Here is a 14,079-nt window from a genome sequence, read left to right as displayed (position 1 = left end):
GCCGATCACGGCCCGCCGGGCGTCGACCTCGGGGTTGTTCGTGGGGTCGCCCGGGTGTCTGGGGAGTGCAGAAGGGGCCGGCGGGACCACCGCAGGTCGAGTGGCCGCCAGCAGCGACGGGCTCGTCGCGTACTGGCGTGCCAGCAGGCCGGGGACGGCCGCCCCGGTAACGCCGGGGGACGGTAGTGGCGCCAACCCGACCACCCCGCCGGGGCGAGGTCGGGGCGGGAACGGGAGTGGCCGCACCCGGGACCGGATCGAAGGGTGAGGCGATCGCGCTACGAGCCGGGCACGGCGCGCCCACCGGCAGCCGATCCCGCGAACAGACAGACCCGACCGCCAGGCGCCGGTCACGTTCATGATCCGCAGTATCGGTCGGCCATGGCTGCAGCCACAGCCATGAACAACCGATATCCGCGATCTTCCCCGTCAAGATCCGAGGTATCGGGCGTCCATGGTCGTGGAGACAGCCATGGACAACCGAAACTTCGGATCATGCCCGCGCATCGACGGGCATCGGCCACCCGCTTCGTGGACCTGGCGTGCGGCACGGGGTCGCTGGTGGTCGAGGCGGCCCGGCGCGGCGCCGACGCGCACGGCGTGGACGTGGCCGAGGAGATGCTCGCGTACACCCGCGAAGCGGGCGGACGGCGCCGGGGTCTCCGTGTCACCGCACCGCGCCGGGTTCCTCTGCTGCGAGCACGCGGGCCCGCTCGCCGACGTCGTCGGCGCTGCACCAGCTGCGCCGGGTTCACCCTCGAGGAGTCGGCGTTCCCACGGCCCACGCACGGAGAGCTCGTCTGCCGGCGGCGGTAGCGGCACCGTTGCGCCGATCGTTAGGTTGTCAGGACCAACGGGCAGCCACCGGCTGGACAGGAGGCCGCGATGCCAGACCGCCCGCAGGTCCTGGTGGACCGTGCCAGCCCGGTGCCGCTGTACTTCCAGGTGGCGCGCCAGCTGGAGCAGGCCATCGAGTCCGGCACCCTGCCGCCGGGTTCGCGGCTGGACAACGAGATCGCACTGGCCGGCGAGCTGGGCCTCTCCCGCCCGACGATGCGGCAGGCGATCCAGTACCTCGTGGACAAGGGGCTGCTGGTGCGCAAGCGCGGCGTCGGCACGCACGTCGCGCGGGCGCGGGTCCGCCGCCCGGTCGGCCTCACCAGCCTGTTCGACGATCTCACGAGCTCGGGCCAGGAACCGACCACCGCCGTGCTCTCGCACACCGTCGAGGCCGCGTCCGGCGTGGTGGCCACCGCCCTCGAGGTGCCGGAGGGCACCCCCGTGATCGCGCTGGAACGGCTGCGCAGCACGAACGGCGAGCCCCTCGCCATCATGCACAACCACCTGCGCGCCGACCTCGTGCCGCTGCAGCCGGAACTGCTCGAGCAGCGCGGGCTCTACGAGGTCCTCCGCGAGGCCGGGGTGGCGCTCGCCTCGGCCAGCCAGAGCATCGGGGCGCGGCGCGCCACCGCCGCCGAGGCGAAGCTCCTCGACGAGACCCGCGGCGCCCCGCTGCTGACGATGCGGCGCACCGCGTTCGACGACCGCGGGCTCGTCGTCGAGTTCGGCGACCACCTGTACCGGGCGTCGCGCTACTCGTTCGAAGTGGCCCTCACCGGCCGGTGACCGCCCGGACCGGGGACGTCGGGCCGGCTCGGGCGATCCGTACGGCCACGTTCCGTGCCCGAACCACCCGATCTCGCCCCTGAAGGGACCCCTTCGGGTGGAAATCCCGCGCCGAACGCGACGGACCCCGACCCTGGCGGCCAAGCTGTCCCCATGCGACGCAAGCGTCTGGCGGCAACAGCCCTGGTCAGCGTGGTGATCGGCGCCGTGCTGGCGCTGCTCGCACCGTCGGCCATCGCGGCGTCCAGCTCCGAGTCCGGCAGCTCGCCCGGGAACCGGGGCTGGAGCGCCCCGCACCACTCCCACAGCGACGACGGCTGACGGACGACCTCGACCCGGGGCCGGACGCCCCGAGCAGACCGCCGCCGCTCCCACCCCCTCCGGTGCGGCGGCGGTCCGCGTTCGCACCCGACCCGGACGCACCGGGAGCGGGCGGACGGGTCAGGACGGGCCGCCGGCCATGCGGCGGTACACCTCGGCGGCCGCGCGGGAGAAGCCGTCCGGCACGCCGACGGCGGCGAGCGTGGCCGCCGACTCGTCCATCTCGCCGGCCCAGCGCCACGCCTTCGACGCGGCACGGGTGTGCAGCGCGTCGAGGTGCGCGGTGAGGTCCACGCCGTCGCGGGCCAGCTGATCGGAGAGCGCGTCCCGCACGCCGTAGGCGTCGGCGGCGTCGGCGAGCGCCGCCCACACCGTGGGCAACGCCTTGGTCTGCAGCGCGTAGCACGCCTTGAGCGCGCTGGCCGCGCCGAGACCGGGGCCGAGCACCCGCGCGGTGAACGGGGAGCCCGCGAACAGGTCGGCCACCGCGGGCGCCGCCTCCCCCGAGAGCCACAGCATCGTGCGGCCGGGTTCCCAGGCCGGGCGGCCGATCACGGCCCCGTCCACCACGCGCGCGTCGCCGAGCAGCGCGCCGATGCCGCGCACGGTCTCGGGCGCGACCGCGTTCGCGTCGACGTAGAGCGGAGGCTCCGCGCGGCCGTCCAGGGCGGCGGCGACCTCCTCGGCGACCGCGCGGGCGGCGTGCGGCGGGCAGATCGAGACGATCACGTGCGCCCGGCGGGCCAGCTCGGCCACGTCGGGCACGGCGACGAGGTCGGCGAGCTCCGCGCGCTTGGCCGTGGCGTGGCTGCGCCCGGCGTCCGCCCAGATCACCGTGCCCGCCCGTGCCTTCAGCGCCGAGCCGAGCGCGGCGCCCATCGCGCCGGGGTGCAGGATCGCGACCACCGGCCGGTTCGGGAAGGGTGAGTCCACCCGTGAATCATCGCCCTCGCACCGTCCGGGGCGTCAGCCGCCCGCGACCAGCCGCTCCACGTGTGCCCGCATCTCCAGCAGCCACGGCGCCACGCCGGGCACGACGAACGCGGCCAGCAGGAACACCCCGACGGTGAGGGCGGGCGCCACCAGCCAGGCCTCGACGGCGCCACCCGTGCGGAACCGCAGCGGCCGCGGGCTGCCCACCGGGTACCACCGCCGCTTGCGGATCTGCAGCGGCCACAGCAGCGGCGCACCGGACTCGGTGACGGCGTCGCCGGCGGAGTGGACGACCATGCCCAGCGTCACGGCCGTGCCCAGCCACCCGGCCGTGCCCGCGGTGCCACCCGGCACGACCTGCTCGATCGCGTAGGTGAGCCCGGCGGCGATCACCAGCGACGGCGGCCCCGGCACGAGGGCGTCGAGGCCCTTGATGGCCAGGGCGAGGCACACGAACAGCGTGCCGACCAGCACCGGGGTGCCGAAGCGGGCCGACGCCAGGTTCACCGCCAACCCGAGCGCGACGGCCGCGACCACCGTGTGGGTGAGGCCGCGGTGAGAGCCGCGGCCGGTGTCGCGGCGCCCCCGCGTGAGGTCGTAGACCAGCCGCGACACGGGCCGCACCACGTGGCTCGCCAGCCAGGACGCCACCGAGAACCGCCGGGTTGCCATCGAGGACGGGTGGTCGAGGTCGGGCAGCAGCGCAGCGCCCGCGCAGACCGCGGTGAACGTCAGCACCGTGCCCGCATCCGGGTGCTCCCCCAGGAGCTGGGGCACGAAGCCCGCGACCGCGAGCCCGAGGGCCGCTCCCGACAACGCGTGGCTGACCCCGAGCACGCCGGGACGTTAACCCGACCGGGCGACAAGATCGGGTTGCGCCACGCCGACGCTCCGAGCGTCACACACCAACTCTGGTGCTGACACACCAACTGCAGTTGCGGTGCGAGCACCGAAGTCCGTGTGCGAGCGGTCAGCCGCCGAGGCGGTCCAGGAGTTCTTGCGCGGCCAGGGTGGGGGTGAGCTCGCCCTCGCGGACCGCGCGCTCGACGTCCGGGAGGGCGGCGCGGACGCCGGGGTCGGACTGCAGGCGGTCGAGCAGGCGGTCGCGGACCACCCGCCACATCCACTCGACCTGCTGGTCGGCGCGGCGGCGCTCCAGCTCACCCGCGGCCTCGAGGGCGGCGCGGTGGTCCTGCACCGCCGTCCACACCTCGTCCATCCCGGCGCCGGTCTGGGCGCTGCAGGTCAGGACGGGCGTGGTCCAGGCCGCGCTCGCCGGGGTCAGCATGTGGAGCGCGCCGCGGAGCTCACGGGCCGCCGCGCGGGCGTCGCCCTCGTGGGGGCCGTCGGCCTTGTTGACGGCGACGATGTCGGCGAGCTCCAGGATGCCCTTCTTGATCCCCTGCAGGGAGTCGCCGGTGCGGGCGATCGTGAGCAGCAGGAACGTGTCGACCATCGCGGCGACCGCCACCTCGGACTGCCCGACGCCGACGGTCTCGACCAGCACCACGTCGTGGCCCGCGGCCTCCATCAGCACGATGGTCTCGCGGGTGGCCCGGGCGACCCCGCCGAGCGTCCCCGCGCTCGGCGAGGGCCGCACGAACGCGTTGTCGTCGCCCGCGAGGCGCGCCATGCGGGTCTTGTCGCCGAGGATCGAGCCCTTCGTCCGCGTGGAGGACGGGTCGACGGCGAGGACGGCCACGCGATGACCGGCCCCGGTGAGGCGGGTGCCGAGCGACTCGATGAACGTGGACTTCCCGACGCCGGGCACCCCGCTGATCCCCACCCGGCGACCGCCTCCGGCGTGCGGGAGCAGCTCCATCAGCAGCTGCTGCGCGGCCTCGCGGTGGTCGGGACGGTGCGACTCGACGAGGGTGATCGCCCGCGCGAGAACCGCCCGCGACCCGTCCAGCACGCCCTTGACCAGGGCTGGAACGTCGACCTCGCGCGGCATCGGTGCCTCTAGCTCAACTTCGCGGTGAGGGTGCCGAGCAGGTCCACCGCCGCCTCCGCGATCACCGTGCCGGGCCCGAACACCGCGGCCGCGCCGGCCTCGCGCAACGCCGCGTGGTCGGCCGGTGGGATGACCCCGCCGACGACGATCGTGATGTCCTCCCGGCCGAGCGCGGCGAGCTCGGCGCGCAGCTCGGGCACCAGCGTGAGGTGGCCGGCGGCGAGCGAGCTGACGCCCACGACGTGGACGTCCGCATCGGCGGCCTGGCGGGCCACCTCGGCGGGCGTGGAGAACAGCGGGCCGACGTCGACGTCGAAGCCGAGGTCGGCGAACGCGGTGGCGATCACCTTCTGGCCACGGTCGTGCCCGTCCTGGCCGACCTTCGCCACCAGGATCCGCGGCTGGCGCCCCTCCTGGGCGGCGAACTCGCCCACCAGCTCGCGGGCCCGGTCGATCGCCGGGCTCCGGCCGGCCTCGTGCGCGTACACACCCGAGATGATCCGGATCTGGCCGGCGTGGCGCGAGAAGACCTTCTCCAGCGCATCGGAGATCTCCCCCACCGTGGCCTTGGCCCGCGCCGCGGCCACCGACAGACCCAGGAGATTCTGGTCGTCCGACCGCGGGGAGCCCTCGGCGATCAGCGCGGCCGCCGAGGTGAGCGCCGACAGCGCGGCGTCCACCTCGCGGTCGTCGCGCTCGGACCGCAGCCGGCGCAGCTTCTCCAGCTGCTCGCGGCGCACCTCGGCGTTGTCGACCTTCAGGACCTCGACGTCCTCGTCCTCGTCGACCGCGTAGGTGTTCACGCCGATCACCGGCTGCCGGCCGGAGTCGATGCGGGCCTGGGTGCGGGCCGCGGCCTCCTCGACGCGCAGTTTGGGGATGCCCGCATCGATCGCCCTGGCCATCCCGCCTGCGCGCTCGACCTCCTCGATGTGCGCCCACGCCCGCCGGGCGAGGTCGTAGGTCAGCCGCTCGACGTAGAAGCTCCCACCCCACGGGTCGACGACCCTCGTGGTGCCCGACTCCTGCTGCAGCAGCAGCTGGGTGTTGCGCGCGATGCGCGCCGAGAAGTCCGTCGGCAGCGCGAGCGCCTCGTCCAGGGCGTTCGTGTGCAGGCTCTGGGTGTGGCCCTGGGTGGCCGCCATCGCCTCCACGCACGTGCGGACCACGTTGTTGTAGACGTCCTGCGCGGTCAGCGACCAGCCCGACGTCTGGCAGTGCGTGCGCAGTGAGAGCGACTTCTCGTTCGACGGTTCGAACTGCTTCGCGAGCTTCGCCCACAGCAGCCGCGCGGCGCGCAGCTTCGCGACCTCCATGAAGAAGTTCATGCCGATGCCGAAGAAGAACGACAGGCGCGGCGCGAACGCGTCCACGTCCAGCCCGGCGTCGATGCCCGCCCGCAGGTACTCCACGCCGTCCGCGAGCGTGTAGGCCAGCTCCAGGTCGGCCGTGGCCCCGGCCTCCTGGATGTGGTAGCCCGAGATCGAGATCGAGTTGAACTTCGGCATCTCCCGCGAGGTGTAGGAGAAGATGTCGGAGATGATCTGCATCGACGGCTGCGGCGGGTAGATGTAGGTGTTGCGGACCATGAACTCCTTGAGGATGTCGTTCTGGATGGTCCCGGTCAGCTTCCCGTGCGGCACCCCCTGCTCCTCGCCCGCCACGACGTAGAGCGCGAGCACCGGCAGCACGGCGCCGTTCATCGTCATCGACACCGACATGTCGCCCAGCGGGATGCCGTCGAAGAGCTGCCGCATGTCGTAGATCGAGTCGATCGCGACGCCCGCCATGCCCACGTCGCCCCCCACGCGCGGGTGGTCGGAGTCGTAGCCGCGGTGGGTGGCCAGGTCGAACGCGATCGACAGGCCCTTCTGCCCGGCGGCGAGGTTGCGCCGGTAGAACGCGTTCGACTCCGCCGCGGTGGAGAACCCCGCGTACTGGCGCAGCGTCCACGGCTGCGTGGTGTACATCGTCGGGTACGGGCCACGCAGGAACGGCGCGATGCCCGGGTACGTGTGCAGGAAGTCGACGTCGGTGAGGTCGGCCGCGGTGTAGAGCGGCTTGACGTCGATGCCCTCCGGCGCCTCCCAGACCGGGACGTCGCCGGACCAGTCCGCAGCAGGACCCGACCCGTCCTGCAGCGGGACCTGGGTGAAGTCGGGAATCATGCGTCTGCCTCCAGCGCCCGGTGGACCGACTCGATCACGACCAGCGCGTCGCAGCCCGCGGCCAGGTTCCCGTCCACCCCCGGAACCTCGGCCCTGCCCGCGAGCAGCACGTGCCGGGCGCCGGCCGCGCGCAGGGCGGCCACGGTGTCCGCGGCCCGCTCGGTGTAGACCGCGTCGGTCGAGCACAGCACGGCCACCGGGGTGCCCGCCTCCCGGAACGCCCCGGCCACGTCCTCGGGGGTGTCGGTCGGACCCGCCTCGGGCGTCTCGATCCCGCCCGCCTGCAGCAGGTTGCGGGCGAAGCCGGCCCGCGCGGTGTAGGCGGACAGGGGGCCGAGGGTGGCGAGGAACGCGCGCGGGCGGGACCCGGTCCCTTCGAGCACGGCGTCGGAACGGTCCCGGAACGCCTCGTAGGGCTCGGCGGGACGGAAGTGCGGCAGCCCGCCGCGGGACGGCACCGGAGCCGGGGAGGGCGGCTGCGGCTCGGCGAGGTGGGCGTACTCGCTCACCCCGACGATCGGGGCGGTGCGCCGCGCCGCCGCCTCCTCGCGCCGCTCCCGGACGGCCGCGACGCGCTCGGCGACGAGACCCGCGTCCAGCGCGGCGAGCACGCCGCCCGCGGCCTCGATCTCCTGGAAGAACGCCCATGCCGCCGTCGCGAGCTCCCCGGTGAGGGACTCGGCGAACCACGACCCCCCTGCCGGGTCGACCACCCGCGCCAGGTGCGCCTCCTGCACCAGCAGAGACTGGGTGTTGCGGGCGATCCGGCGGGAGAAGGGCTCGGACGCACCGACCGCGGCGTCGAACGGAGCGACGGTGACGGCGTCGGCGCCGCCCGCACCGGCGGCGAAGGCCGCGACGGTGCCGCGCAGCAGGTTCCCGTGCACGTCGCGGCGGGTGAGCATCGACGGGGAGCCGACGGCGTGCTGGTACTGCGGGCGCGCCTGACCACACGCCTCGGTGACCCGTGACCACAGCCGGCGCGCTGCGCGCAGCTTCGCGATCGTCGGGAACTGCTCCGCGGTCGCCGCGTACCGGAACTCCAGCAGACCCGCGGCCGTGGCCAGGTCGAGCCCGCCCCCGGTCAGCGCCCGCAGGTACGCGACCCCGGCGGCGAGCGAGTACCCGAGCTCCTGCGCGTCGGACGCCCCGGCACCGTGCACCGGCAGCGCGTCCACGACGACGACGCGCACCCGCGGGAACCCCGACGCGGTCGTGACCGCGGTGGGGACGACGACGTCGACGTCGGGGCCCTCCCCGGTGCGGGCCCGGCGCCCGACCGGGTCGAGGCCGAGCGTGCCGAGCAGGCCGCCCCGGTCCGGCGCGAGCTCGAGGAACGCGCCGGCCGCCGCCAGCTCGGTCTCGGCGGTGTCCGCCGTGGCGTCCAGCACCACCGGGGCGAGGTCGAGGTGGACGCCGTCGAGCACCGCGCCGAGATCGGCGACGGTGCAGCCACCGGCGCCGACGGCCAGCCAGACCGAGGAGACCCCGTTCTCGAGGTCCGCGAGCACCGCGGTGCGGGCCGCGGCGGCGTCGGGGTCGGCATGGCGCTGGCGGACGTCCCACCCGCCGGGGGCGGCGCCGTTCGCGCGCCCACCGCGGACGTACGGGGCGGCGCCCGGCACGCCCGCGTGCTCCGGGTCCGGGGCGTCCTGCGCCGTGTAGAGGGGCCGCACCGGGATGTCGTCGAGCGTGCGCCGGCTCAGCTCTTCGAACCCGGCGCCGGCCGCCGCGTCCTGCGGGATCCGCCCGGCCTTGCGCACCACCCGGTCGACGAGCGCGAGCCAGGCCGCCCGGTCCGCCTGCGGGAACTCCGCTCCGAGCGTCAGCTCCTCCGGCTCCGGGGGCGCCTGCGCGTCGAGCGCGTCACCGTCGACATGTGCCGTACCTGGGGCCGTCTCACCTGAGGCCGTGTCCATGCAGCGCCACACCTTCCGCCACCCCGGGCGGCAACCGTGCCACCGGGCCCGACGGTCCGGAGTGTAGGTCGGCGCGGGAGCCGCGGCCGGGTCCCGGCAGGGTGATCCGACCCACGGCCACTCAGGCGAGCACGATGTCCTCCCCGGTCACCGTGATGTCGCGCTCCGGGAGCGGCTTGCTGGCGGGCCCGTCGACGACCGACCCGTCCGCGACGGCGAACTTGCTGCCGTGGCAGTTGCAGTTGATCGTGCCGTCGGTCACCTCGCCGACGGTGCAGCCCTGGTGGGTGCAGGTGGCGGAGAAGGCGCGGAACTCCCCCTCCTCCGGCTGCGTGACCACGACGTCCCGGTCCCCGAACACGGTGCCGCCGCCCACCGGGATGTCGGAGGTGCTGGCGAGCGCCCCGGCCCGGCCGGAACCGCCCCCGCCGGACCCACCCGTGGCGGGGGCGCCCTGGGCGTCCGGTGCGGGCGCGGGCGCCGTCCCGACCTGGTAGGTGGCGCAGCCGCTCAGCGCGGCGACACAGGCCGCGCCGCACGTACCGGCGACGAAAGCGCGCCGCGGGATGGGGTGCGGGTGGACAGAGTGCACGAGGGTCCTTTCAGAAGGAGAGTCCGGACGTCGAGAAGTACCATCCCGCCGAGCTGAGCCACACGGCGGTGAGGGTCGTGAACAGCACGCCGCCGAGCAGGGGCAGGCTCCAGCGGGGGCTCCGCGGTCGCTGCAGCACCAGCATCTTCGTGACGAACACGCCGTAGAGGAAGCAGCCGGCCAGCGAGTGCACGAGCACGCGCGGCGTGCCGTCGGAGAAGCCGAGCGCGTAGAGGCACTGCACGGCCACCGGGACCGTGATCAGCACCGCCACCCGGCCGGACCAGCGGTGCAGGCCGGCGACCCACGGCGGGGCGCCGCCCCGGGCGCGCCACCGCCTGCCCACCCGGCCGTAGAGCGCGGCCGCGGACCACAGCTGCACCAGCACCAGCACGAACGCGCCGGTCGCCAGCCACGCCTTCGCGGCGATGACCGAGGAGAACCCCGCGACGCCGAGCACGACCGGCGCCGGCTCGTGCAGCCTGCCGTACACCCCGAGGCCCACGGCGACCAGGGATCCGAGCGCGGCCGCCACGAGGAGCCCCAGCCCACCGCCACGCCGCCCGTCGCCACGCCGCGCCGCCCGCCTGCGGGGCGGCGGGGCGCCGTGACCGGGCGTGCGCGGGAGGTCCCGCTCCCCGTTCGGTCCGATCATCCGGACGGTCGCCCGCCGCGGCGGGGCACCGGGCGCGGGCCGACTCATCGCTCGGCCTCGCTGACGCTCGGCCGGCACCTCGTCGGGGCGCTGTGACACTGATTCGCTCGCTGACGCTCACTCATAGCTCAGCCTCGCTGACGCTCGGCCGACACCTCGTCGGGGCGCTGTGACACTGATTCGCTCGCTGACGCTCACTCATCGCTCGATCACCCGGTCGGCGCCGTCGAGGGCGGTGACGGTGACCGGCGTGCCGTCGATCCTCGTGCCGGTCGGGTCGGCCGGGTCCAGGGTGGGTGCGGGGCGGCGGGTCCCATCGGCGTTCGCGACGCCGGTGACCTTGCCGTCGTCGTCGACGATCCAGCCGATCCGGGTGAGGACCCCGCGCACGGAGGCTCGCCCCTCGTAGAGCCCGGCCGGCGCCTCGACGCCCTTCGCCGCGAACGGGAGGTCCTTGCCCCCGACGGTGACCGTGCCGAGGGTGGCCGCCTCGGTCACCGTCCCGGTGATGCCGGGCTTCCCGTCGGCGGCGGACAGCTGCAGGTCCTCCCCGGCGAGGGTGCCCTCGTACCACGCCTCGACCTTCTTGCCGTCGCACACGTACGCCACGGCCCTGCCGTCCTTCACCGCGAGGGCGACGGTCACCTCGTTGCCGGCGGACCGGCCCGTGTAGGCGGCCTCGGCCACCGCCGGCGCGGCGGCGGGCGGGACCGGTGCGGCGTCCGGCACCGGCGCCGCCTCGGCGGCGGTGATCGGCGGTGCGGCCACCGCGGTGCCGGCCGTGACCGTCGGCGGGCCGGCCACCGTCGTGTTGACGAACAGCAGCCCGCCGCCGAGCGCGGCCACCGTCCCGAGCGTGATCAGCGGTGCGAACCTGCCCACGGCTCTCCCCCGGCTCGTCGGGGCCCGGTCGGTCCGGGCGCGCTCTTCCTCACACGGATCCGGGGGGCGCCCGGTTCAGGAAACTTCGTCAGGAACTTCCCGTGAACCCGTCCGGCCGTCCGGCCGTGTCCCGGGGTGGGAGCGGCTCCGCTAGGGTTCCGCCCCCGACCCAAGCCCCGGGAGCCCACCGACAATGCCACCCGCCCGTGATCGTGACGAGGCACTGGTGCACGCCGTCTACTCCGAGCACGGGCGCGCCCTGCTCGCCTACGCCACCCGGCTGACCGGCGACCGTGCCGCTGCGGAGGACATCGTGCAGGAGACGCTGATCCGTGCCTGGCGACATCCCGACGTGCTCACCAACGGCAAGGGCTCCGCACGGGGCTGGCTGCTCACGGTGGTCCGCAACCTCGTCACCGACCGGTACCGGGCGAGGGCGGCCCGGCCCCAGGAGGTGGCGGAGAACCCGGACACCCCGCCGACGGTCCGCGACCACGCCGACAGCGTCGTCGCGTCCGTCACCGTGATGGCGGCGCTCGACGAGCTCTCCGAGGACCACCGCGGGGTGCTCGACCAGATCTACTTCAAGGGACGCAGCCTCGGCGAGGCGGCCACGGCGCTCGGCATCCCCGCCGGCACCGTGAAGTCGCGGTCGTACTACGCGCTGCGGGCGCTGCGCCAGGCCCTGGCAGGGACGATGTCCGAAACTTCGGCGGGGCGGGAGGTGCCGGCGTGAACCGCCACCGAGCCGGGAACGGCGACTGGTCAGATCGGGAGCACGGCGGGGCGCACGACCCCGAGGAGCTCGGCGCGCACGCCCTCGGCCTGCTCGACGCGGCCCAGTCCCGCGCCGTCGAGGAGCACCTCGCCGGCTGCCCGGCGTGCCGCCGCGAGTGGGAGGAGCTGCGCGGGATGGTCAACCTCCTCGACGACGTACCACCCGAAGCGTTCATCGACGGGCCGCCCGACGCCGACCTCATGCTGCAGCGCACGGTGCGGCAGGTGCGGGCGGAAGTCACGACCCGGCGCCGCTGGCGGCGCTTCGTGGTCGCCGGCGCCGCCGCGGCCACCGTCGCCGTGTTCCTCGGCGGCGGGGTGCTGATCGGGCGGCAGACGTCCCCGCCGCCCCCCGCGGTCGTCGCCGCGGCGCCGGGCGCCATCGAGCTGACCGGCAACGGCGCCCCCGGCGTCGACATGACCGCCACCCTCACCCCGGCCGCCGGCTGGGTGCGGCTCTCGACCACCGTCAAGGGGATCCCCGGTGGCGAGCGGTGCTACATCGTCGTGGTGGCCCGCGACGGCACCCGCGAGGTCGCCGGGAGCTGGCAGGTCCCGGAGAAGGGCTGGCGCGACGGGATCACGCTCGACGGCTCCGCGCTCGTCCCCCTCGACGACGTCGCCGAGGTGGTCATCCAGAACGAGGAAGGGCGGGCGTTCGCCACGGCGCGGACCTGATCCTCGGCCCGACCCTCGGCAGGCCGAGATCCCCCCGGCAGCGAGATCCGCAACACCCTCCCGCCTCCCGACCTTCTACGTACGGTAGAACTACTACAGGCCGTAGAAGTTCACGGGGAGGCACGTGGTGGACGCACTGGACCTGGCGCGGTGGCAGTTCGGGATGACGACGATCTACCACTTCCTGTTCGTCCCGCTGACGATCGGGCTCTCCGTCGTGGTGGCGGCGCTGCAGACGGCGTGGCACCGCACGGGGCGGGCGGAGTACCTGCGCGCCACCAAGTTCTTCGGGAAGCTGTTCCTGATCAACTTCGCGATGGGCGTGGTGACGGGGATCGTGCAGGAGTTCCAGTTCGGGATGAACTGGAGCACCTACTCGACGTTCGTCGGGGACGTCTTCGGGGCGCCACTCGCGCTGGAGGCCCTGCTCGCGTTCTTCCTCGAGTCCACCTTCATCGGGCTGTGGATCTTCGGGTGGGACCGCCTGCCCCGCCGGGTGCACCTGGCGACGATCTGGGCCGCCGCGATCGGGTCGAACCTCTCGGCGTTCTTCATCCTCTCCGCCAACGCCTGGATGCGGCACCCGGTGGGCTTCGCCGTCGACCCGGCCACCGGGCGGGCCCGCCTCACCGACATCGGCGCGGTGCTCACCAACCCGCAGGCGATCTCGACCTACGTGCACGTGGTCAGCGCGTCGTTCGTGGTGGCGGGGCTCTTCGTGGTGGCGGTCAGCGCGTACAAGCTGCTGCACCGCGACCGCGCGCCGCACGACGGCGAGCCCGGCATGTTCCGCCGGGCGCTGCGTGCCGGGCTGGTCACGACGGCGGTGGCGGGGGCGGTCGTGGCGCTCTCGGGCGACCACCAGGCCAAGCTCATGGCGGAGTACGAGCCGATGAAGCTCGCCTCGGCCGAGGCGATCTGGGAGACGGAGAGCGCCGCCGGGTTCTCCCTGTTCGCGATCGGGGATCACGAGATCGGTGAGGTCGGCGCCGGGCGCAACTTCGTCGACCTCGAGGTGCCCTACGTCCTGAGCTTCCTCGCCACCGGTTCCACCGCGGGCGAGGTGCACGGCATCAACGACCTGCAGCAGCGGTTCACCGAGCAGTTCGGCCCCGGTGACTACACCCCGAACATCCCGGTGCTGTACTGGTCGTTCCGGCTGATGATCGGGCTCGGGCTGGCCGGTGTCGGCGTCGGTGTGGTCGGCCTGTGGCTCACCCGGGGCGGTGCGCTGCCGCGGCAGCGGTGGATGTACCGGGTGGCGATCGCCGCCCTGCCCGCCGCGCTCGCGGCGAACATCTTCGGCTGGGTCCTCACCGAGATGGGCCGCCAGCCCTGGACGGTGGTGGGGCAGCTGCTCACCGCCGCGAGCGTCTCCCCCGGTGTGAGCCTCGCCGAGGTGGCCATCTCGCTGACGGTCTTCACCGTGCTCTACGGGGTGCTCGCGGTCGTGGAGGCGCGGTTGCTCCTGCGCTACGTCAAGGCGGGCCCGGGCCACGTCATGCCCTACCCGCGCGCGGGCGAGCCGGAGCCCGACCGCGTGCCCGCGTTCGTCTACTGAGCCCGTCTACCAG

At 74.4% G+C, this 14,079-nt stretch carries 14 protein-coding genes; 6 read left to right on the top strand and 8 right to left on the bottom strand.

Translation table 11 applies throughout. The annotated features are described in order from the left end of the window. The first annotated feature begins 495 nt into the window (after window positions 1-495). The 3 genes from ACU436_RS13855 to ACU436_RS13845 all read left to right on the top strand — a co-directional run bounded on the left by ACU436_RS13855 (window position 496) and on the right by ACU436_RS13845 (window position 1,947). Complete coding sequence (locus ACU436_RS13855) at window positions 496-816, top strand: methyltransferase domain-containing protein (protein WP_459025204.1); 321 nt, start codon at window positions 496-498, stop codon at window positions 814-816. Window positions 817-885: 69 nt separating this feature from the next. Continuing rightward, window positions 886-1,626, top strand: a complete 741-nt coding sequence (locus ACU436_RS13850) for a GntR family transcriptional regulator (protein ID WP_459025202.1) — start codon at window positions 886-888, stop codon at window positions 1,624-1,626. Between the two features lie 153 nt (window positions 1,627-1,779). After that, a complete protein-coding gene (locus ACU436_RS13845) occupies window positions 1,780-1,947 on the top strand; it encodes a hypothetical protein (protein ID WP_459025200.1) in 168 nt (55 codons plus the stop codon). A gap of 120 nt (window positions 1,948-2,067) precedes the next feature. Here ACU436_RS13845 and ACU436_RS13840 read toward each other — a convergent pair whose 3' ends face one another. From ACU436_RS13840 to ACU436_RS13805, 8 genes are all read right to left on the bottom strand, one after another. Beyond that, window positions 2,068-2,880 carry a DUF1932 domain-containing protein gene (locus ACU436_RS13840; RefSeq protein ID WP_459025198.1) on the bottom strand — a complete coding sequence of 271 codons (813 nt, stop codon included), beginning with the start codon at window positions 2,878-2,880 and terminating at the stop codon, window positions 2,068-2,070. 33 nt (window positions 2,881-2,913) lie between these two features. Further along, window positions 2,914-3,717 (bottom strand): metal-dependent hydrolase, encoded by an 804-nt coding sequence (locus tag ACU436_RS13835; protein WP_459025197.1) that lies wholly within the window; start codon window positions 3,715-3,717, stop codon window positions 2,914-2,916. 133 nt (window positions 3,718-3,850) lie between these two features. Continuing rightward, the gene (meaB, locus tag ACU436_RS13830; RefSeq protein ID WP_459025195.1) at window positions 3,851-4,834 is read right to left on the bottom strand and encodes a methylmalonyl Co-A mutase-associated GTPase MeaB; all 984 of its coding nucleotides are present in this window, start codon (window positions 4,832-4,834) and stop codon (window positions 3,851-3,853) included. Between the two features lie 8 nt (window positions 4,835-4,842). Further along, window positions 4,843-7,002 carry a methylmalonyl-CoA mutase gene (scpA, locus tag ACU436_RS13825; protein ID WP_459025193.1) on the bottom strand — a complete coding sequence of 720 codons (2,160 nt, stop codon included), beginning with the start codon at window positions 7,000-7,002 and terminating at the stop codon, window positions 4,843-4,845. Then, window positions 6,999-8,921 (bottom strand): methylmalonyl-CoA mutase family protein, encoded by a 1,923-nt coding sequence (locus ACU436_RS13820; protein ID WP_459025191.1) that lies wholly within the window; start codon window positions 8,919-8,921, stop codon window positions 6,999-7,001. The genes scpA and ACU436_RS13820 overlap by 4 nt, the downstream gene beginning before the upstream one ends. Window positions 8,922-9,042: 121 nt before the next feature. Then, window positions 9,043-9,513, bottom strand: coding sequence for a Rieske (2Fe-2S) protein (locus tag ACU436_RS13815; protein ID WP_459025189.1), 471 nt, complete (start codon window positions 9,511-9,513; stop codon window positions 9,043-9,045). Window positions 9,514-9,523: 10 nt separating this feature from the next. Next, window positions 9,524-10,168, bottom strand: a complete 645-nt coding sequence (locus ACU436_RS13810) for a DUF6529 family protein (RefSeq protein WP_459025187.1) — start codon at window positions 10,166-10,168, stop codon at window positions 9,524-9,526. A 198-nt stretch (window positions 10,169-10,366) separates the two neighbouring features. Further along, window positions 10,367-11,050 (bottom strand): hypothetical protein, encoded by a 684-nt coding sequence (locus ACU436_RS13805; protein ID WP_459025185.1) that lies wholly within the window; start codon window positions 11,048-11,050, stop codon window positions 10,367-10,369. 193 nt (window positions 11,051-11,243) lie between these two features. Here ACU436_RS13805 and ACU436_RS13800 point away from each other — a divergent pair, with 193 nt between their 5' ends. The 3 genes from ACU436_RS13800 to ACU436_RS13790 all read left to right on the top strand — a co-directional run bounded on the left by ACU436_RS13800 (window position 11,244) and on the right by ACU436_RS13790 (window position 14,066). Continuing rightward, window positions 11,244-11,786, top strand: a complete 543-nt coding sequence (locus tag ACU436_RS13800; protein ID WP_459025183.1) for a sigma-70 family RNA polymerase sigma factor — start codon at window positions 11,244-11,246, stop codon at window positions 11,784-11,786. Next, the gene (locus ACU436_RS13795) at window positions 11,783-12,505 is read left to right on the top strand and encodes an anti-sigma factor family protein (RefSeq protein WP_459025181.1); all 723 of its coding nucleotides are present in this window, start codon (window positions 11,783-11,785) and stop codon (window positions 12,503-12,505) included. Before ACU436_RS13800 ends, ACU436_RS13795 begins: the two co-directional genes overlap by 4 nt. A gap of 127 nt (window positions 12,506-12,632) precedes the next feature. Next, window positions 12,633-14,066 (top strand): cytochrome ubiquinol oxidase subunit I, encoded by a 1,434-nt coding sequence (locus ACU436_RS13790; protein ID WP_459025179.1) that lies wholly within the window; start codon window positions 12,633-12,635, stop codon window positions 14,064-14,066. The last annotated feature ends 13 nt before the right edge of the window (window positions 14,067-14,079 follow it).

This window comes from Pseudonocardia wallangbongensis (genome assembly GCF_054486945.1).
Note: the sequence above shows the minus strand (reverse complement) of the source record. Positions and strands in the feature narration are given on the sequence as shown.